This is a genomic window from Pseudonocardia sp. NPDC046786, from assembly GCF_040645415.1.
GTDB classification, from domain to species: domain Bacteria; phylum Actinomycetota; class Actinomycetes; order Mycobacteriales; family Pseudonocardiaceae; genus Pseudonocardia; species Pseudonocardia kongjuensis.
Map to the genome: position 1 here is coordinate 185,167 of NZ_JBEYYF010000008.1, position 17,417 is coordinate 202,583.

A 17,417-nucleotide genomic window follows, 5' to 3' on the forward strand; every position below is an offset into this window, starting at 1 on the left:
ACGACGACATCAAATCCACACGAGCCGTTATCGAACGCGTCATCGCGAACATCAAGATCTGACGCATCCTCCATACCGACTACCGACGCCCCTTTCGAGAAATTCGACGAGACGATCTCGGCGGTCGCTGGACTCAGCCCCTACCCGCTGTCGTGAAAAGCCTCGAATAAGCCTACTGGTCGAGAGGCACTTTCTTCTTTCGGGGGTCACCTGCCGCCCAGCCTGCCATGAAGAGTTCAGACTAGACGACGATTTCGGTGTCCCATGATCCGGGAGACTGGCCATGGAGGGACCAGTAGCGTTCCGCGACCGCGTCGGGGTCGAATCTTGTTCCGGAGGCGATGATCCCGCCGATGGTGACGCTCGCAACGTGGACGCCTCGCGACGCGAACTGCGAATCGAGTATCCTCACCAGGGTCCTGATGCCGAACTTGCCGAGCGACAAAGTCAGATACTCCGGCTTCGGCTCCGGCATTCCACTACTGATCAGATAGCTCCCACCGCCGACATCCGCCATGATCGGCAACAGGTGCGCCGCCGTGATCACGGCCCCGCCGACGTTCACCCCCCAGGTCTCCCGCAAGTCGTGCAACGTGACACCGTGCAGGTGGTCGGCGCGGACGACCGCGGCGTTATACACCACGACTTCCGGTGGCCCGAATCTGTCGACAGCGACGTCGAGCCCTCCGCGGAGGGACGCCTCGTCGCGGCAGTCGGCCTCGATGGTCCCGACCTCCGCCCGTGACGAGACCGTTGCGGCTACGGCCTCCAGATGACGTCGCTGACGTGCGAGCAAGGCAATCGGACGGTCGCGGTCGGCGAAGCGACGTGCGAGTGCCGAGCCGAGGCCGGGCCCCGCGCCGACAATGATCACTGATCCAGGCATGACGGAAATGCTAGAGCCTCACACCATGTGAGACTCAAGTACACTCGCCCCATGAGAATAGGTACTGTTGCGGAGCTCACCGGGGTGACTGTGCGGCTCCTCCGGTACTATGAGGAACGGGGTCTGCTGCATCCGCGCCGTGGCTATAACGGGTATCGCGAGTACACTTCTTCCGACGTCGATCGGGTTCGGGGCATTCGCTGGTTGATGGATACGGGGATGCCGACGTCGACCATCCTGCACGTGGCGCATTGCGTGTCCGATGACGTCCAGTCGACCATCGAGGCATGCCCTGACCTCGCGTCCCGGCTCGGTCGGCAACGCGAAGACATCCTGGAGAACATCCGTATCCTTCGAGGCACGCTGGCGCGCATCGAATCGAGCCTCGGCACTGTCCGCGGGGGTGGTGCGGGAGGGGCGGCTGAAACCTGAGCAGAGGTCGACGCGGGAGGACCGAGGTAGGGCGACCCGGGCCCCAACCTTCTCACTCGTCGATGCCACCCAACTCCCCCTCGGAGGGAGTCGTCGGCCGCGGGAGGTCTGGAGGAACGCCACATGGCTGCTTTGCCTGGCAGGCCGGCACGGTCGAACCATGTCGAACGGAATCCGAGAGGGGGGTTCACAAGAGATGGAGATAGCGACTCATGAATCCGTTCCCGGTGTTGAACCATGGATCCGGCGAGCTGCTGAGCGGCGCGACCACGGTCCCGGCGTACCTGCCCCTCCTGCTATGCGGGCCGTTGCTGTGCGTGGTCGCCGTGGCCTCCTGGCGACGGCGCAGGTCAAGGCCGCTGGCGTGGTGTGTGACGACTACCGCGTGATCTTCTACTAGCATAGCTGCACGACAACGACGACAGCACCCCTCCCATGATCGGCAGTGGGCGCCGTTTTCCCTGGTAGACCTACCTGAGCGGGCGACGGGAATCGAACCCGTAGCCAGTTTGGAAGGCCGTGCCAAACTGGCTGCAACCCGATCAACCGGCGCCATCAGACCGGTCATAGTGCCCCCGAGTAACCGTGGTTCACCGCAGCTAATCGCCTGTTAATCGCCCAGCTTCGGCAGCCCTCTGCTCGGCGCCTCGTGACGATGCGGACCGCCCGGCACCTGATCGGCGGATGTCGCTGCCCCGCCCGGCAACGTCGGGCCCGCAAGGCCCTCGTCCTGCAGGTGCACGCGCATCACCGGTGAGCGGGAGACACGGAAACCGGCCTTTTCATACATCCGACGCCCGTCCTCGGTAGCGAGCAGCTCCGCGCGGCCGGCACCGACGGTGCGACTCCAGGCCAACACAGCGTCGAAGGCTGCGCGGCCATGCCCCTGCCCTCGGACCTCAGGATCGGTGCACACATTGCAGACCAGCACGTCGCCGCCTGGCGAGTGCGGCGACGGGGGCGCTTCCCGGAGGATGCCCATCGCGGTCGCGACGACCGCGCCGCCCACCTCGACGACCATGACGCAGAACCGTGGGTCGTCCAGCCGGCGCGTGAGCCACTCCGCCGCCGCGGCCTGCCAGTCGGTGGCATCGTGCTGCGAGACCTCCATCGCCCGGAACATCTCGGCACGGAGCCGCACGACGTCCTCGATATCGCGTGCCGCCGCCCTGCGGATCTGTCGGGAGCTCACACCGTCGAGCGTAACGACCGCCGCGAGACCCTCCATGGGCACGCAACGAGCGAGTAGCACCGCCGTCGTCAGGGCATTCGCCATCTCTGAGCTGACGGCACCGGTCACGAAGCGCCGCACACGGTTGCGCCACTCCGAGCAGCGACTCAACACTTTTGACGAGCCCACGCAGCAGCAGCTAACACCCCCACTCGAACCGCGACAGACCAGGCGATAACCACCTGACCTGACGTTCCGGGGGCACCTATGCGTAGCACCGTCCGAGTCCTACTCAGTGCCGCCGTCGTCGCCGTCGCCGGCATGAGTGGAGGCACGGTCTACGCATCGCAGGCCGTCACAACACCACCGCCCGTCCCCGTGGTCGCGGCCGCTCCGACGGGCGCCGGCTCGCCTGCCCTGCAGTTGCCGGTCTCGACGTTCGCGGCGGACTCGATCGCAGCCGCCCGTTCCGCAGTCGACGCCGTCGTGGCGGCCGAGGCCGAGGCCGCTGCTGCCGCCGCCGAACGCCGGTACACCTGCGAGCCCGCTGCGGATGCCCGCGTCGTCGACGGGATCATCGTCAACAAGGACTGCCCGGGGCTGAACGCTGCGAAGGAGCAGACCCAGCGCGAGTACGCCACGTCCGGAGAGGCGCAGTACGACTACTACGTCGGTGGCCCCGGCGCCGGCGAGATTGCCCAGGAGAACGCCCTGCAGGCATGCAGAGAGCAGACCGGGATGACCACCGCACAGTGTCAAGCCGATGCTGCCGCCGGGAACGCGAGTTGACGCCCAGCGCCATCTATCAGAGTCGGCGGCGGGAATTGAACCCTCGTAGCCAGTTCGGAACGGCCTACCAATCTGGCATTCACCCGCTCAACCTGCGTCAGCAGACAGGCGCCAACGCCCGCAGGTAGCCGTAGCGCTCCGCGGCCACTCGCCCGCCGTCCTGGCCAAGCGAAGCTCGGTGACCGAGCGTCCAGCACCTCTTCCAGGTCGCCACCGGGTTGACGGAGTCACGATCGTTTAGCCCACTAGGGCGAGCACGGATGAACAACAAGACGCCCATTTGGACCAGTAACAGATCGCGGCTGCCACGCGACGGTCCGTATATGCCACACGGCCCCTGCCGGCGCACCTACAGGAGGGCATCGTGACCGAAGCTGGCGCTTCGACCACTCATACCAACACCGGCCCCCCAGAGGTGCAGCTCGGAAGTCTCCGTCTGTACTTTTCGGTAACCATACTTGAATGCGTTACTGACGACGCCGATCGCGCCTTCCACGAACTTGTGAAGTTTAGTCAGTCTTCAGCAAAACACCTGGGCCAATCGATTAGCTCCACAGTGATTGCTGAGACATTGATTGGCGGTCCGGGGGATCGATTCGAGGACGGCTCGACCGAGATCCTCGCCGACCTAGGATTCGACGGCTTGCACGCAATCGCGCGACGCAGACAGGCGACCCCATCTTGGCTCAAAACCGGCAACGACCTGCTCGACACTCACCACGAGCTCACTCTAACGTTACGGCGCGGTCGACTTGTCGCTATTCGAAGCGACATTATGGATGCAACGAAAATCGTGAATTGGGCAAGTACGCTTAGTTCTCCCTACCGGCCACTGCTGCCGGAAATATTAGAAGGAACATTCAAGGGCGATGGGAAGATGCTATGGGCACAGGGCGTCCACCGACGTCGCACGACAAAGCCCGACAGTAAGTCAATATCAGGGGGTCGATTACAAGACGTATTCGACGCAACTGAAGATTTCAGCTTTGCACTTACTGCAATGAGACTGGACTACACACCCGCTCGTTCCGATGCAACATTGGCAGGGTCGCTAACGATATCGCCGGAACGATCGCATATTAGCTCACGCTCTTTACCCGACTTCGGCTCGTTTGCGGCATCAACTGATGAAGCGTTAAGCATGGTGGAGAAATCGCTCAGCGGCGAAAATCCCCCCGACCCGGCACTGCCTGGCTATGCCCGGAGGACTTCCACTTTATCAGGGGTTCTCGGTGCATTCGATCTTCGAGTCATCTCAAGCGAAGAGATTGCCAGCCACAATGCAGACGATCGCGACCTTCTAGAAACTCACGCAGAGTTTCTCCGAGAGTCTATCGGCGAAGTACACGGCAACCCTGCCTCAGCCAAAGCGTCTCTAGAGATCTGTCGAGATGGGGCATTACAAGGGCACGTCGTGTTGAACCCCACTACAGGAAAAAACAAGTTCACACTATCCGTAGGACTAGGAAAGATCACCGGAGCCTCTGAACCGGTGTGTCGCGCGCGGGACATCATTGACGAGAGTGACGCAGTCAGCATCTATTACGAATCTGGCCACATGTATACATCCGGCCAGATATTTACCCAGAACCTCAACCCCCCGCCCTTCCAAGGAGTTCAGTTCGAAGACTTCAGTGGCTTCGATATCCTCCGCGAGAAACCGAAGGCCAGCGGAGACAACGAAATCCACCGCAGAATAGCCCGAGGGAACGACCGATCAATATTCTCCTGGATTGTCGACTACTTCAGCGACGGCTGGCTCATCTGCGACGACGGGTCAGGCGAGGTAGCAGACTTCTTGCACATATCGAACGACGGGACACTATCAGCTATCCACGCCAAGGCCGCAGGACGCAGCTCACTCAACCGTCGGATATCGGTCACCCGGTTCGAACAGCTAGTCAGTCAGGCCGAGAAAAATGTTGCAACTCTCCGCGATGGATCTCTCTTAGCCGCCCTCTATCCTGGTCGAATTCGCATGCCGGCTTGCTTCACCGACGGTAAAAGAGTGGATGACCGGAGTGAGTTCCTGGATCAGTACCGGATGCGAACAGCCTCAGATCGAACTTACGTCTACCTAGTTCAGCCGCACCTCTTAAAGAGTCGCTACAACGAGGCTCGGGAAGCGACGGCGAACGGATACTCCACGCCCGACGCAATGAGCCTAGCGCTTCTAGATAATCTCTTAAGTAGTACCGACCGGACTATTCGGAATAGTTGCGACCAACTGTTTGTTGTCGGAGCCATTTAGCAAGGCGATACGTGACCCAGCCGCCAGCGTGTCTAATCGCCCGAGAGCACCGCACCCTCGCACCACGCGACACTAACTGCAGAAATCCAATAGAGTCTACGGAGTCTAGATTGCGAATCGCCTTTATCGATGACAGTGGACAGAATGACCCTCCCCGTGACGGTCTAGGACCACTCGTCTCACTTGGCGCCGTCATATTCCCGGAGCACACTGTCGATGCTTTTCACCGACGCCTTGACGAGCTGCGCGCAAGCATCGGCATGCCCACGAACGAGGAAATCAAATGGAACCCGCCGAAATGCAGCTTCCTTGCGAATGCTGGCGGCGAGGTGGTTACCGCCCTTAGGCGGAGCATGCTCGAACTGGCCGCCGACTGCGAGGTGAAAAGTATCGTATGCATAATTGATCATGGCTGCCGCTACCAGAGCCGCGACATTGTTGGAGTAGGTCAAGAGCTATTGAAGTGGCTCTTCGAACGGTATACGATCTTTCTCGAGAAGGACGAAAGCCTCGGAATTATGATCGCAGACAAGCCAGGCGGTGGATCCGCCGAGGAGGCCCACTTCTTAGCAAACACACTCATTATCACTGGCGGCGGCACTGAGTACGTCAAGCCCGGTGCTGTCGTAATGCCGGTCCTTACATCAGACAGCAAGCATCTGCCACATCTGCAGCTCGCAGATCTGGTAGTCGCTGCTACAACAGCCGCTGTCGCCGGCAGAGGTTCCGGAATTGCATTAAAAGATCAGTTGCGAGCACTCGCGCATCGACAGGCCCTCGGCGACATTAATGGCGCGGGACTTGTTCTGTTTCCAGACTACATGAACCTATACCACTGGGCCCTTGGAGAAGCGACCTGGTCCAAAGCGAGCGCCCTATCGGGGTGGTCGCTACCTCGACAAGGCCAACCCTGGGCAGAAGACGACGGCCTAGGCGGAGATGTCATCTAACGGAGAGATGACTAGCTAAGCCAAGGTCCGAGATCGCTCGCCTCCAATTGGCTGATCCGCACTCTGATTGGCTCTTGAATATTGGGCTCAACTCAGAAGCTCGTCACTGAACTTACTAGCTCGCTCTAATATGCACGCCCCAGGTGATGCGATTGGTTCCTCATGCAGTAGCCGCTGAACATTACTGTCATCAAACCGAAGTCCGTCTGTCACGTTTATAACATCCGAGGCACTAACGAGCGAGCCTTCCGCATTGACTGATACAGCGTCGCCGAACAGCTCATCGAATGCGTCGTCATCGAACACCGCGACGGTCAGGATGGTGGCAGTCAAGGTGAGAGTGTCGAGCCCGATCCCGAGGCAATACGGCGTCACCCGCCCGTCCTGCCGCGCTCGCTCCATGTCCCTGTAGAGCTGCCAGTCGTCGTAGACCAGCGGCTCGCCGGAGCTGCCGTCGCGCTCGGGGTCGCCAAGGATCTCCTCGCTGTATTCGCGAACCATGCTGCGCCACAGACTGAAATCGTTCTCGCGATCGTGTGAGGCGACAGTCGACGGCTGAAACTCCCCCGCCGGGATAAGGCCGTAGATCCCGGCCGAGGTGGCAACCTTGGCCGGGTCGCGCCAGTGCAGTAGGAACGTCGCCTCGCCGGTCTTCCGGTTTCGGCGCAGCGTGAGTGTTTCGATAGCGGGGATGATGTACCGCCGTTCCATGTCGAACGGGTCCCCGATGAGCGCCCGCAACGGCAGCTCGCCCCAGTCGAACCTCTTCCCTGTCCGCTCAGCTGCGATCGCCATCTCGTGCGCGATGGCTTCGGCGAGGTCCAGCTTGTCGAAGTAGGCCGCGAGCCCGAACGTCATCCGCGGGTCGTCGCGTAGGTCGACGTCGAGCAGCCGGTAGCTGGTGCGGTTCTCGAACAGCTTCGGCGGGTCGAGGTAGCGCACGGCCGAGGTGTAGCGCGGGAACGATTTCCCCGGTGCCCTCAGAGGCAACGTGGCCGCTGCTTCCGGCTCACTGCCGGTGATGCTGACCGGGGGCGGGTTGTCGCTCCACTCCAGGCGGATGTCGTCGAGCGGGATCGGCCGCTCCGGAGTCCACTGCGGCAGCGCCAGGAACGTCAGGTCCCCGACCCGGACGTCGGGTTGGTAGAGGTCCGCTGCCCGCTGGGCCAGCTCCCGGCGGGACCGGTTGAGCGCACGGCGCGTGCGGCGCCACTTCTCCTGGCTCACAGCGACCGGGTCGACGTCGCCGACCAACCGCGAGTCCGACGGCTCGGCCACGGGCCGCAGCAGCTCGTCCGACAGTCCGAGTCGGGCCGGTGAGATGTTGAGCTGCTGGGCGATGCGCAACAGCATCTCGATGTCGGTGACCCGGCGCTTGCCCGTCTCGATCTTGGAAACGTAGGACTGATCCAGGTGCAGCAGTTGGGCCAGGTCGGCCTGATTGATCTTGTTGGCGCGGCGGTACTCGCGCAAGACCTCGCCGAGCAGGTCGGTGTTCAGTTCCAGCTCCGATGACGCGGGGGACGACAGCCACGGCTCGTCTGGCACGAGAAATCTCCGCCTTCCTCTCGGGCGCCGGCCCCGCGGACGCGGGCTCCGACCAGTGCTTATGCCTGGTAGTCCTAGCAGGTCACGGGGTAGGTCAGAGGGTCCTTGGACTCATGTGTCCGGAGACTCGATTCTCGGTTCATGGCACCGAGACGAGCACTACGAACCCGAGTCCGAACCAGACGCCGGCGCCCGGTCGAGCATCTCGCCGATGGCTCGTTCGACGTCGTTGAGCGTGGCCTTCGCTCGGCGGACCTGGTCCCGCAGCGCGGCGAGTTCGAGCCGGTCCGCCGCGGTGGTCCGGGTCGCGCCGGCCGGCTCGTCGGCAACGAACGCGCCGCTGCTGGGGCGCACGACGGCCCGGCCGGACGCGACGAGGAGCCGGACAGCCGCCTGTGCGGTGTTCACGGCGATGTCGTGGTCGGTCGCGATCTGCCGATAGGAGGGCAGCCGCTCCCCCGGCCCGTAGGTGCCGGCGTCGATGTCACGGGCGAGCAGCTCGGCGACGCGGTGGCTCGCGTAGCGCGGCTCGGCGTCGTCGGGCTCGGGGTCGGGCGCAGCCATGCCGGCGAGGCTACTCGCCGTCTCAAGACGGCGGTTGACGTTGCGACGGTCGAGCTTTACCGTCTCAACCACAGCAACCGTATTAAGACGGATCGGAGCGTCATGCACACAGACCGACACGACACCGCCGGGCTGGACGACTGCACCGTGCCCCTGGCCGACGAGCAGCGCGATGCGCTGCACGAGTTCTGGGACCGCGTCATCGCCGAGGAGTGGGGCCCGGCCTCGATCCCGCGGCCGGCGCCGGTGGACGGGGCGTTGGTGGAGCTGGCCGAGCGCCGGCGCCGACGCAGCACCCGCCGGGCCATGACCCGGATGGCTCGCGCAGCGCAGGTCACCGCGCCCGCACCGAGCTACGGAGGTGAGGCAGCGTGATCGCGCTGCAGATCACCGTCGGCTGCGACGACTGCGCGGTGGCCCTGGCCGGCACCGACCAGGCGCGGACGACGACCGACGGACTGGCGGCGGCCCGCGCCGCCGGATGGGTGGTCCGACTGTCCGGCCGGCTCCTGTGCCCGGCCTGTGCCGACCCGGCGCTGTGCCGGCTGCTCGGTCACGACTTCGGCCCCGCCCCGGTGTGGCGGGCGTGCGCCTGCGACGGCTCGCTGTGGAGCACTCGACCTGCGAGCCGTGGCAGGACCCGACCTCGTGGGAGGGCTGCGGGTGGGAGTGGCGGACGTGCCGGCGATGCGACCACGTCGACGACCGGCACGTGATCCAGACCGACGCGACATCTCGACGAGCCGACGAGCGCGCGGCCGATGCCTACGTCGCCGCGATCGAACGTGGCGAGCTGCGCCCGCAGCCGGCACGCCGCAACGGGAACCGCAGTGAGCACCAGCCCGGCGACGGGATCTTGGCGGATGTAGCCGCCGGGCTGGCTCTCCCCCACCAGCAGAACGCACGTGAGGAGACCGCGATGGTAGAGCCGCACGGGCCCCGGCCCGCCACCCCGGCCGGGGGTGAGCAGCGGTGAACGGGCAGACGATCGCCGTCGCGCTCGGCCTCCTGGCCGGGCTGGTCCTGATGTGGTCGTGGGCGGCCGGCGCACGCGCCGGGCGCAAGGTGCAGAAGTCGATCCACCACGCCGGCCGCACCGGCAACAACGCCGCCCGAATCCTGGCCACCGCCGCGGTGGTGGTCGGGGTGCAGTGGGCGGTCGTGAAGCTCTCGGCCGACCCGGTCGCGTGGGTCATCGTGCTCGGCGTCCCGGCGTTGATCGCCGGGGTGACCGTGGCGCGGATGCTCGCCGGACCGGACGACGTCGTCCGCGTCTCGTCGCGGGGTGTCCGGTGAGCGCCGCGGTGGAGCGCCTCGCCGAGCAGGCCGCGGATGCGGCTCGGGTGCGGGCCCTGACCACCGACCCGGACGTGATCGCGCTGCGGGTCGAGCGGGTGCGTGCGCAGGTGGACGGGCTGCTGTGGGCCGGGATCGTCCTCGGTCTGGCGTTCACGATGGTCAACGTCCAGAGCTTCGCCGCCGCCGGTGCCCCGGCGTGGTCGGCCGCGTGGTGGGTCGCGTGGCTGCTCGACCCGATGGTGTCGCTGGTCCTGCTCGCGGTGCTGCGCGCCGAGCAGGTCACCGCCCGCTACCAGGTCGCGTTACCGACCTGGGCACGGCGGACGAAGTGGCTGACCTTCGCCGCCACCTACGTCATGAACACCTGGACCTCGTGGGGCCTGGGCGACGCACCGTTCTCCGCTGCCGGGGTGGTGCTGCACTCGGTGCCGCCGCTGGTGGTGTTCGCGACCGCCGAGACCGGCCCGGTCCTGCGTGACCGGCTCACCGAGGCGGTGCACCGCGCGGTGGCCGCCGGGCCGGCGCCGACCGCCGAGCAGACTCCGGTGGTTCACGACCCGGTCGAGCCGGACGTTCACGAGCCGGCTGCCGAGCCCGCTCCGCGAATCGCGGCGGCACCGGTCCGGGCACCGCGTGGCGGTGGCCGACGGAAGGCGGCGGCCCGGCCGCGTCGGCTGCTGGCCGACTACGTCCGTGCCGCGTCCGAAGCGCTCGACAGCGCCCGGGACGCCGGCGAGCAGGTCGACGTCACGCCGGCGTGGTGCCGGCAGGTGACGGGCTGCTCGGCCGGCACCAGCGTCAAGGTCGCTGCCGCCCTGCGTGCTGCGCCCGCCTCGATCGACTCCGCTCGTTCCCGCGACAGCCGGCCGGTGGCCGGCGGGGAGGTGGCTGCGTGATGACCGACCACCCGCACACCCCGAACACCGACCAGCAGACCCCGGCGACCGTTCACGAGCCCGCGCCCGGCACCGTTCACGACGACGGGACCGGCGCCCGGGTGCTGAACTTCCGCCCGCGTTCGGCCGACCCTGTCGAGCGCTCGGCCCGCCCGACGGTGGTCGACGGCGAGATCGTCGACGACACCGATGTCCAGCACGTGGCGGTGGACCCGCCCACCGGGGCGGACGTGGCGCTGCCGTGGCGCCGTGAGGTGTCCCGCCGACCGGTCGTGGAACCGTGGCTGCGCAGCCGGGAGGACATCGCGGCCGCCGCCCGCTGGGCCGCCGGATGGGCGTGGCACTCCACCGGGTTCCACACCGTCCGCACCCCCCTCTACGCCGCCCGGCTCACCGCTCGCGCCCCGCGGGGCGCGGTGACCGCGGTCGCCGGCGCCGCTCGGTGGGCCGGCAACGCCGAGTCCCGACCCTTGCGGGAGCAGGCCATCCGCTCCGGTGAGCCGGACCAGTACCTACGTCTGACCGCCGCTCGCGCCGAGCGGATCACGGTCCGGCGCCGGCTGCTGGCCGCCGCGGTGCTCGGCGGGGCCGGCGCTCTGGTGGCGCTGTGGACCTTCGCCCCGCCGTGGCTGCTTGCCGTCCTGTTGGTCGCCGGGGTGCTGGTGCTCGGCTGGGTCGGGTCGCCGGCCGACAAGCCGGTCACCGGGCGGTCGGTGGTCACCCATCGACCGACGCGACTCACCTCGGAGATGGTCGTGCGAGCCCTGGGCGCGCTCGGTCTGGGCGAGATGAACAAGGCGCTCGCGAAGGGGCCGAACGGGATCACCTTCCCCGCGCCGATCACCCCTGATGGGCCGGGCTGGCGCGCGGACGTCGATCTGCCGTTCGGGGTGACGGTGACCGACATCGTCGAGCGCCGGGACCGGCTCGCCTCCGGTCTGCGTCGCCCGCTGGGCTGTGTGTGGCCCGAGCCCGCGCACGACGCCCACGCCGGCCGTCTCGTGCTGTGGGTCGGCGACCAGGACATGAGCCAGGCCAAGCCGCGCCCGTGGCCGCTCGCCGCGCACGGCGAGGTGGACCTGTTCAAGCCGGTGCCGTTCGGTGCCGACCAGCGCGGTCGGTCGGTGTCGCTGCTGCTGATGTTCTCGAACGTCCTGATCGGGGCGATGCCGCGGGTAGGGAAGACGTTCGCGCTGCGGGTGCTGCTGCTGGCCTGCGCTCTGGACCCGACAGCTCAGCTGCGGATCTTCGAGTTGAAGGGCACCGGGGACCTGTCGCCGATGGAGGGGTGCGCGCACCGGTACGCCTCCGGCGCCGACGACGCCACGCTGGAACTGGCGATGGAGTCGCTGCGCGAGCTGTACGCCGAGCTCAACACCCGGGCCAAGCGCATCCGGGAGCTGCCGCGGGAGCTGTGCCCGGAGAACAAGGTCACCCCGCAGATCTCCGGGCGCCGTGACCTGGGCCTGTTCCCGATCGTTGTGGCGGTCGACGAGTGCCAGGAGCTGTTCTCCCACCCCGACTTCAAGGACGAGGCCGACCGGCTCGCGACCGGCATCATCAAGCGCGGCCCGGCGATGGGGATCATCCTCATCCTCGCCACGCAGCGCCCGGACGCGAAGTCGCTGCCCACCGGGGTCAGTGCCAACGTCGGCACCCGGTTCTGCCTGCGGGTGATGGGCCAGACCGAGAACGACATGGTGCTCGGCACCAGCGCCTACAAGAACGGCATCCGGGCGACCACGTTCACCGCGAAGGACAAGGGCATCGGCTACCTCGTCGGCGCCGCCGACGAGCCGCAGATCGTGCGCTCGGCCTACATCGACGCACCCGCCGCGGAGACCATCGCCGCGCGCGCCCGCGCACTGCGGGAGGCCGCCGGCACCCTGTCCGGCCACGCCGTCGGCGAGACGGTCGAGGAGACCGGCGGGCCGTCGCGGTCCGCGCTCGGTGACGTGGCCGCGGTGTTCGCCCCCGGCGAGGACCGGCTGTGGTCCGACGTCATCGCCGCCCGGCTGGTCGAGCAGTGGCCGACCACCTACACCGGCACCACTCCGGCGACGCTCGCCGCCGCCCTGCGCCCGTACGGGGTCGAGCCCAAGCAGGTGTGGGGCACCGATCCCCAGACCGGCGACGGACGCAACCGGCGCGGCTACCACCGCGACGCCATCACGACCGCGTGGGAGACCGCAGAACGGCGGCACCGCACCGGCACCGACGGTGACACCGAGTAGCCAAACGAGACAGCGCGGCGGCGGGTGCGACTAGCAGTGAGCCCCGCTAGGTCTAGCACCCGCCGCTAGCGCGCCACACCACATCTGATCAGCACGCTAGCAACCTAGCTCCACCAGGGCGAACACACCAGAAATTCCTCCACACAGCATCCACGTGGGTGCTGCGGCGCTAGACCCATGCCGAAATCAGGAGCCCGAATGTCGACACAGAGTGACCGTTCCGGCAGTCCCGCAGCCCGTGCTCGTCTCGCCGGCTGGCTCGACCTCGCCGCCCGCGGCTGGCACCTCTTCCCGGTCCTGCCCGGCCGCAAGCAGCCCGCCATCCCGGCGTGGGAGTCCCGCGCCACCACTCACCCGGAGACCATCGTGGACTACTTCACCGCCCACCCCGACCACAACGCCGGCATCGCCTGCGGCCCCTCCCGGCTCCTGGTCGTCGACTGCGACACCCCCAAGCCGACCGACCCCGACCAGAGCCGCGACGGCGCCGCCGTGCTCGCCGGCCTCGCCGCCGGCCGGGGCGGGCTGCCCGACACCTGGACCGTCGCCACACCATCCGGCGGCCGACACCTGTACTTCCGGGCCCCCGCGGTCCGGCTCGGCAACACCGCCCGCACGTTGGGGCCGATGCTCGACAGCCGCGGGCAGGGCGGGCAGGTGCTCGCCCCCGGCAGCCGGCTCCCGAACGGCTCCTACGAACTGCTCGACGACACCGACCCACCCCCTCTGCCGGGGTGGTTGGTCTGGCACCTGTCCGTTCGCCCCTCCACGGCCAACTCAACGCCGTCTGAGCGGCCCACCACCACGCCGCGCGACGCCGGGGCCTACGTGTCGGCGGTCGTGCGGGCCGAGCTGCAGCGCATCGCTCAGGCCGAGCGTGGGGGCCACAACGCCGCGGTGTTCACCGCCTCCCGTGCCCTCGGACAGCTCGTCGGGGCCGGGGTGCTCGACCGCGAGCAGGCCGCCGCGGACCTGACCGCTCTGGCCGGGCACATCGTCGACGGGCCGTGCGACTGCACCGCCGCCGACATCGCCGCCACGATCGCGTCCGGACTCGGCTACGGCGCCCGCCGGCCCCGCCGGCTGCCCACCCTGTCGAGCACTCGTTCCCACGGCGAGGGGCGGCGGTCGGCATGAGCACCACACCCGCCGGCCTGCGCGCCGTCCCGGACCTGCCCGCCATCGCGCCGGCCGAGCTGCTCGACCAGGTCGCCGCGTTCGTCTCCCGGTTCTCGGTGTTCCCCGACCGGCACACCGCCCCGATGCTGGCGCTCTGGTACGCCCACACCCACGCTGTCCAGCACTTCTACACGACTCCGCGCCTCATCCTCGACAGCGCCGAGCCCGGCTCCGGCAAGACCCGGGTCCTCGAAGTGGCGCAGTACCTCGTCCGCAAGCCCGAGATGACCATCTCGATCACCACCGCGGCCATCTTCCGGATGCTCTGCGACGGCCCGGTCACGCTGCTGTTCGACGAGATCGACGCCGTGTTCTCGCCCAAGGGAGGCGGGAACCACGAGGACCTGCGTGGACTGCTCAACTCCGGCTACAAGCGCTCGGCCACCGTGTCGCGCTGCGTCGGCGACGCCTCCCGGATGAAGGTCGAGCGGTTCCCGGTGTTCGCCCCGGTCGCTCTGGCCGGGATCGCCGGGGCGATGCCCGCCACGATCACCACCCGCGCGATCACCGTGCACATGCGCCGACGCGCCCCGCACGAACGCGCCGAGGCGTTTCGCGAGCGTCGGGTCGAGAACGAGGCGACGCCGCTGCGTGAGCAGCTCGCCGCGTGGCTCGACAGGGTCGGGGAGGACGAGCTGGTCGGGGCCGAGCCGGTCATGCCCGAGCAGGTCACCGACCGCGCCGCCGAGGTCTGGGAGCCCCTGCTCGCCATCGCCGATCTCGCCGGTGGGCACTGGCCCGACACCGCCCGCGCCGCCGCTGTGCACTTCGTCGGGCAGGCCACCGAGACCGGCACGTCGGTCGGGACGCGGCTGCTCGCCGACCTGCGCGCCCTGTTCACCGCGCACGAGGCCGAGCGGATGGCGACCAGCGACATCATCGGCCGGCTCTGCGCCGACGAGGAAGCCGGCTGGGCCGACCTCGACGGCCGCCCCCTCGACGCCCGACGCCTCGCCCGCGAGCTGGCCCGCTACGGCGTCCGCCCCGGCCCGCTGCGCATCGGCGGGCACGTCACCAAGGGCTACCACGTCGACGGCGCACTCTCCGACGCCTTCGCCCGCTACCTCCCACCCGCCCCAGAGCCCGCCCCGGCAGGTGCGGTTACCACGGTTACACCGGTTACACCGCAGGTCAGAGGCGTAACCGATCCCGACCGCGTAACCGCACCCACGGTTACGCCCCCTGTCGAGCCCTCACCCGACGACTCACCGGAGCAGACCGCCGTAACCGACGCCGCGGTTACACCCCGTTCGTCGGTTACGCCCCTGACCAGGCACGTAACCGCTGTAACCGCTACCGACGGGGGTACCCGATGAGCGAGCGCTATCTGACCGTGGTCGAGGTCGCCGAGCGGCTCGGAACGACGGTGCGGTTCCCTCGTCGTCTGATCGCTGAGCGCCGGATCGCGTTCGTCCGCATCGGACGGCACGTGCGGATCGCGGAGAGCGTGCTCGACGAGTACATCGCCCGATGCACGGTCTCCCCGATCCCTGTGCGCCGACGCGGACGGAGGGCGGCCTGATGGGTGGGAACAGCACCGGCCGCCGACGTCGGTTCGGGAGCGTGCGCAAGCTGCCGTCGGGAAACTGGCAGGTGCGCTACCCGGGTCCGGACGGCATCCTGCGCTCCGACGAGCGGACCTATCCGAGCAAGACGGAGGCGAACGAGCGGCTCGTCGACATCGAGGCAGAGGTTCGTCGGGGTGAGTGGATCGACCCGGACGCCGGCCGCGTCTCGCTGGCCGAGTATGCGGAACGGTGGATCGCCGAGCGCGATCTGGAAGCCCGGACCCGCGAGCTGTACGCCGGGTACCTCCGGAATCACATCGGACCCACCCTGGGCCAAGTCATGATCGCCGACCTCACCGCACCCCGCGTTCGCGCATGGCGCAGCGCGCTACAAGAAGCAGGGACCGGTGCAGCGACGATCGCGCGCTCCTACTCGCTGCTCCGCGCAGTGCTCAACACCGCCGTCGACGACGAGATCCTGCGCCGCAACCCGTGCCGGATCACGGGGGCAGGCCAGTCGGAGACGCCGGAGCGGCCCACCGCGACGCTGACGGAGGTCTTCGCGATCGCCGCAGGAATCCAACGGCGGTACCGGCTGCTGGTGCTGCTGGCCGCGTTCGGACAGCTCCGCTTCGGCGAGCTGGTCGCGCTCCGCCGCTCGGACCTGACTGTGCCGCCGATACGGAAGCCGACGGCTACCGAGATTGCCGCCGGAGCGGACCCGGACTCGCCGATCGACGATGGCGTTCCGGTCCTGCGGGTCTCGCGCGCGCTCGCCGAGCTGAACAGTGGGCAGCGCACCTTGAAAGGGCCGAAGTCCGCGGCCGGCCGGCGCACTGTGGCCCTGCCGGCCGCGATTCTCCCGGAGATCCGCGAGCACCTGCGGTTGTACGCCGAGCCCGGTTCCGACGGCCGGCTGTTCATCGGTCCCAAGGGCGCGTCGCCCCGTCGCAGCGCGTTCAACAAGATCTGGAAGAAGGCTGTGCAGGCGGCGGGGGCCAACCCGGAGCTGCACGTGCACGATCTACGTCACACCGGCGGAACACTGGCTGCGCAGACCGGTGCGACGCTGCGCGAAGTGATGTCCCGCATCGGCCACGGCAGCGCGCGAGCAGCGCTCATCTACCAGCACGCGACGAGCGAGCGGGACCACCGGATCGCCGAGGCGCTGGATCTGATGATCCGAGAGGCACGGACGGCAGGGGAAGAGTCGGTGAGCTGAAGCACGCCCCGGCGAGCTGTCACAGTGGAGTGGTGCCCGCCTTCGCCGGAGGGCGGGCACCACTCTGTGGTCACAGCATCGATCGACCAGGTCGATATCCTCGGCAGAATGCGCGACCTCGATGATCTTGCACATCGGATCGAGAAGTTCACCGACGCCCGTGACTGGGGCCAGTTCCACACTCCAAGAGCGCTCGCTCTCGCGCTCGTGGGCGAGGTCGGAGAGCTGGCATCTGAGCTCCAGTGGAAGGCTGACAGCGAGCTGGTCGGTGGCATCAGCGACAACCTGCGAGTCCGTCTGGCGGACGAGGTGGCAGATGTCCTGATCTACTTGATCCGATTCAGCCAGGTCTGTGGCATCGATCCGGTGGCAGAGGCCCATGCCAAGGTCACGAGGAACGAGGACCGGTACCCAGTTGCCCAGTCCAAGGGCAGTGCCGCGAAGTACACCGATCTACCAGACGCCTAGGCTTCAACGACGTCGAGATC

The 17,417-nt window shown here is 67.5% G+C and carries 19 protein-coding genes; 15 read left to right on the forward strand and 4 right to left on the reverse strand.

All coding sequences use genetic code 11. From position 1 onward, the window contains the following. Positions 1–241: 241 nt before the first annotated feature. Entirely contained in the window at positions 242–886 is a 645-nt protein-coding gene (locus ABZ881_RS12915; protein ID WP_358484264.1) for an SDR family NAD(P)-dependent oxidoreductase, read from the reverse strand. A gap of 51 nt (positions 887–937) precedes the next feature. Here ABZ881_RS12915 and ABZ881_RS12920 point away from each other — a divergent pair, with 51 nt between their 5' ends. After that, on the forward strand, positions 938–1,318 hold the full coding sequence (locus tag ABZ881_RS12920; protein ID WP_358484265.1) for a MerR family transcriptional regulator: 381 nt from the start codon (positions 938–940) through the stop codon (positions 1,316–1,318). Positions 1,319–1,928: 610 nt separating this feature from the next. On the opposite strand, the gene ABZ881_RS12925 is transcribed toward ABZ881_RS12920, so the two are convergent. Next, positions 1,929–2,510 carry a GNAT family N-acetyltransferase gene (locus ABZ881_RS12925; protein WP_358484267.1) on the reverse strand — a complete coding sequence of 194 codons (582 nt, stop codon included), beginning with the start codon at positions 2,508–2,510 and terminating at the stop codon, positions 1,929–1,931. Positions 2,511–2,810: 300 nt separating this feature from the next. Between ABZ881_RS12925 and ABZ881_RS12930 the strand changes: the two genes are divergently transcribed. The 3 genes from ABZ881_RS12930 (at position 2,811) to ABZ881_RS12940 (ending at position 6,479) form a co-directional block, all read left to right on the forward strand. Beyond that, a complete protein-coding gene (locus ABZ881_RS12930) occupies positions 2,811–3,278 on the forward strand; it encodes a hypothetical protein (protein WP_358484269.1) in 468 nt (155 codons plus the stop codon). A gap of 364 nt (positions 3,279–3,642) precedes the next feature. After that, the gene (locus tag ABZ881_RS12935) at positions 3,643–5,529 is read left to right on the forward strand and encodes a hypothetical protein (RefSeq protein WP_358484270.1); all 1,887 of its coding nucleotides are present in this window, start codon (positions 3,643–3,645) and stop codon (positions 5,527–5,529) included. An 11-nt stretch (positions 5,530–5,540) separates the two neighbouring features. Continuing rightward, on the forward strand, positions 5,541–6,479 hold the full coding sequence (locus tag ABZ881_RS12940; RefSeq protein WP_358484272.1) for a DUF3800 domain-containing protein: 939 nt from the start codon (positions 5,541–5,543) through the stop codon (positions 6,477–6,479). 87 nt (positions 6,480–6,566) lie between these two features. Here ABZ881_RS12940 and ABZ881_RS12945 read toward each other — a convergent pair whose 3' ends face one another. Beyond that, positions 6,567–8,027 (reverse strand): helix-turn-helix transcriptional regulator, encoded by a 1,461-nt coding sequence (locus ABZ881_RS12945; RefSeq protein WP_358484274.1) that lies wholly within the window; start codon positions 8,025–8,027, stop codon positions 6,567–6,569. A gap of 159 nt (positions 8,028–8,186) precedes the next feature. Next, complete coding sequence (locus ABZ881_RS12950; RefSeq protein WP_358484276.1) at positions 8,187–8,591, reverse strand: winged helix-turn-helix domain-containing protein; 405 nt, start codon at positions 8,589–8,591, stop codon at positions 8,187–8,189. A gap of 102 nt (positions 8,592–8,693) precedes the next feature. Between ABZ881_RS12950 and ABZ881_RS12955 the strand changes: the two genes are divergently transcribed. From ABZ881_RS12955 to ABZ881_RS13005, 11 genes are all read left to right on the forward strand, one after another. Further along, complete coding sequence (locus ABZ881_RS12955) at positions 8,694–8,966, forward strand: hypothetical protein (protein ID WP_358484278.1); 273 nt, start codon at positions 8,694–8,696, stop codon at positions 8,964–8,966. Continuing rightward, positions 8,963–9,307 carry a hypothetical protein gene (locus ABZ881_RS12960; protein WP_358484280.1) on the forward strand — a complete coding sequence of 115 codons (345 nt, stop codon included), beginning with the start codon at positions 8,963–8,965 and terminating at the stop codon, positions 9,305–9,307. The genes ABZ881_RS12955 and ABZ881_RS12960 overlap by 4 nt, the downstream gene beginning before the upstream one ends. Further along, positions 9,304–9,567, forward strand: coding sequence for a hypothetical protein (locus ABZ881_RS12965; protein ID WP_358484281.1), 264 nt, complete (start codon positions 9,304–9,306; stop codon positions 9,565–9,567). Before ABZ881_RS12960 ends, ABZ881_RS12965 begins: the two co-directional genes overlap by 4 nt. After that, positions 9,564–9,887: a hypothetical protein gene (locus ABZ881_RS12970; protein ID WP_358484284.1), complete on the forward strand. Its 324-nt coding sequence runs from the start codon at positions 9,564–9,566 to the stop codon at positions 9,885–9,887. The genes ABZ881_RS12965 and ABZ881_RS12970 overlap by 4 nt, the downstream gene beginning before the upstream one ends. After that, the gene (locus tag ABZ881_RS12975) at positions 9,884–10,786 is read left to right on the forward strand and encodes a hypothetical protein (RefSeq protein WP_358484285.1); all 903 of its coding nucleotides are present in this window, start codon (positions 9,884–9,886) and stop codon (positions 10,784–10,786) included. Before ABZ881_RS12970 ends, ABZ881_RS12975 begins: the two co-directional genes overlap by 4 nt. After that, positions 10,786–13,020, forward strand: a complete 2,235-nt coding sequence (locus ABZ881_RS12980) for an FtsK/SpoIIIE domain-containing protein (RefSeq protein ID WP_358484286.1) — start codon at positions 10,786–10,788, stop codon at positions 13,018–13,020. The genes ABZ881_RS12975 and ABZ881_RS12980 overlap by 1 nt, the downstream gene beginning before the upstream one ends. Before the next feature lie 198 nt (positions 13,021–13,218). After that, a complete protein-coding gene (locus ABZ881_RS12985) occupies positions 13,219–14,157 on the forward strand; it encodes a bifunctional DNA primase/polymerase (protein WP_358484287.1) in 939 nt (312 codons plus the stop codon). Continuing rightward, complete coding sequence (locus tag ABZ881_RS12990) at positions 14,154–15,515, forward strand: DUF3631 domain-containing protein (protein WP_358484290.1); 1,362 nt, start codon at positions 14,154–14,156, stop codon at positions 15,513–15,515. Before ABZ881_RS12985 ends, ABZ881_RS12990 begins: the two co-directional genes overlap by 4 nt. Continuing rightward, the gene (locus ABZ881_RS12995) at positions 15,512–15,721 is read left to right on the forward strand and encodes an excisionase family DNA-binding protein (protein WP_350589551.1); all 210 of its coding nucleotides are present in this window, start codon (positions 15,512–15,514) and stop codon (positions 15,719–15,721) included. Before ABZ881_RS12990 ends, ABZ881_RS12995 begins: the two co-directional genes overlap by 4 nt. A 41-nt stretch (positions 15,722–15,762) precedes the next feature. Further along, on the forward strand, positions 15,763–16,929 hold the full coding sequence (locus ABZ881_RS13000; RefSeq protein WP_358484292.1) for a tyrosine-type recombinase/integrase: 1,167 nt from the start codon (positions 15,763–15,765) through the stop codon (positions 16,927–16,929). Positions 16,930–17,037: 108 nt separating this feature from the next. Beyond that, positions 17,038–17,397, forward strand: a complete 360-nt coding sequence (locus tag ABZ881_RS13005; protein WP_358484293.1) for a nucleotide pyrophosphohydrolase — start codon at positions 17,038–17,040, stop codon at positions 17,395–17,397. Positions 17,398–17,417: the final 20 nt, after the last annotated feature.

Coding starts and splice junctions, on each gene's coding strand:
- ABZ881_RS12955 (WP_358484278.1), top strand. CDS start 8,694: ATGCACACAGACCGACACGACACCGCCGGGCTGGACGACTGCACCGTG.
- ABZ881_RS12995 (WP_350589551.1), top strand. CDS start 15,512: ATGAGCGAGCGCTATCTGACCGTGGTCGAGGTCGCCGAGCGGCTCGGA.
- ABZ881_RS12980 (WP_358484286.1), top strand. CDS start 10,786: ATGACCGACCACCCGCACACCCCGAACACCGACCAGCAGACCCCGGCG.
- ABZ881_RS12930 (WP_358484269.1), top strand. CDS start 2,811: ATGAGTGGAGGCACGGTCTACGCATCGCAGGCCGTCACAACACCACCG.
- ABZ881_RS12985 (WP_358484287.1), top strand. CDS start 13,219: ATGTCGACACAGAGTGACCGTTCCGGCAGTCCCGCAGCCCGTGCTCGT.
- ABZ881_RS12915 (WP_358484264.1), bottom strand. CDS start 886: ATGCCTGGATCAGTGATCATTGTCGGCGCGGGGCCCGGCCTCGGCTCG.
- ABZ881_RS12920 (WP_358484265.1), top strand. CDS start 938: ATGAGAATAGGTACTGTTGCGGAGCTCACCGGGGTGACTGTGCGGCTC.
- ABZ881_RS12950 (WP_358484276.1), bottom strand. CDS start 8,591: ATGGCTGCGCCCGACCCCGAGCCCGACGACGCCGAGCCGCGCTACGCG.
- ABZ881_RS12990 (WP_358484290.1), top strand. CDS start 14,154: ATGAGCACCACACCCGCCGGCCTGCGCGCCGTCCCGGACCTGCCCGCC.
- ABZ881_RS13005 (WP_358484293.1), top strand. CDS start 17,038: ATGCGCGACCTCGATGATCTTGCACATCGGATCGAGAAGTTCACCGAC.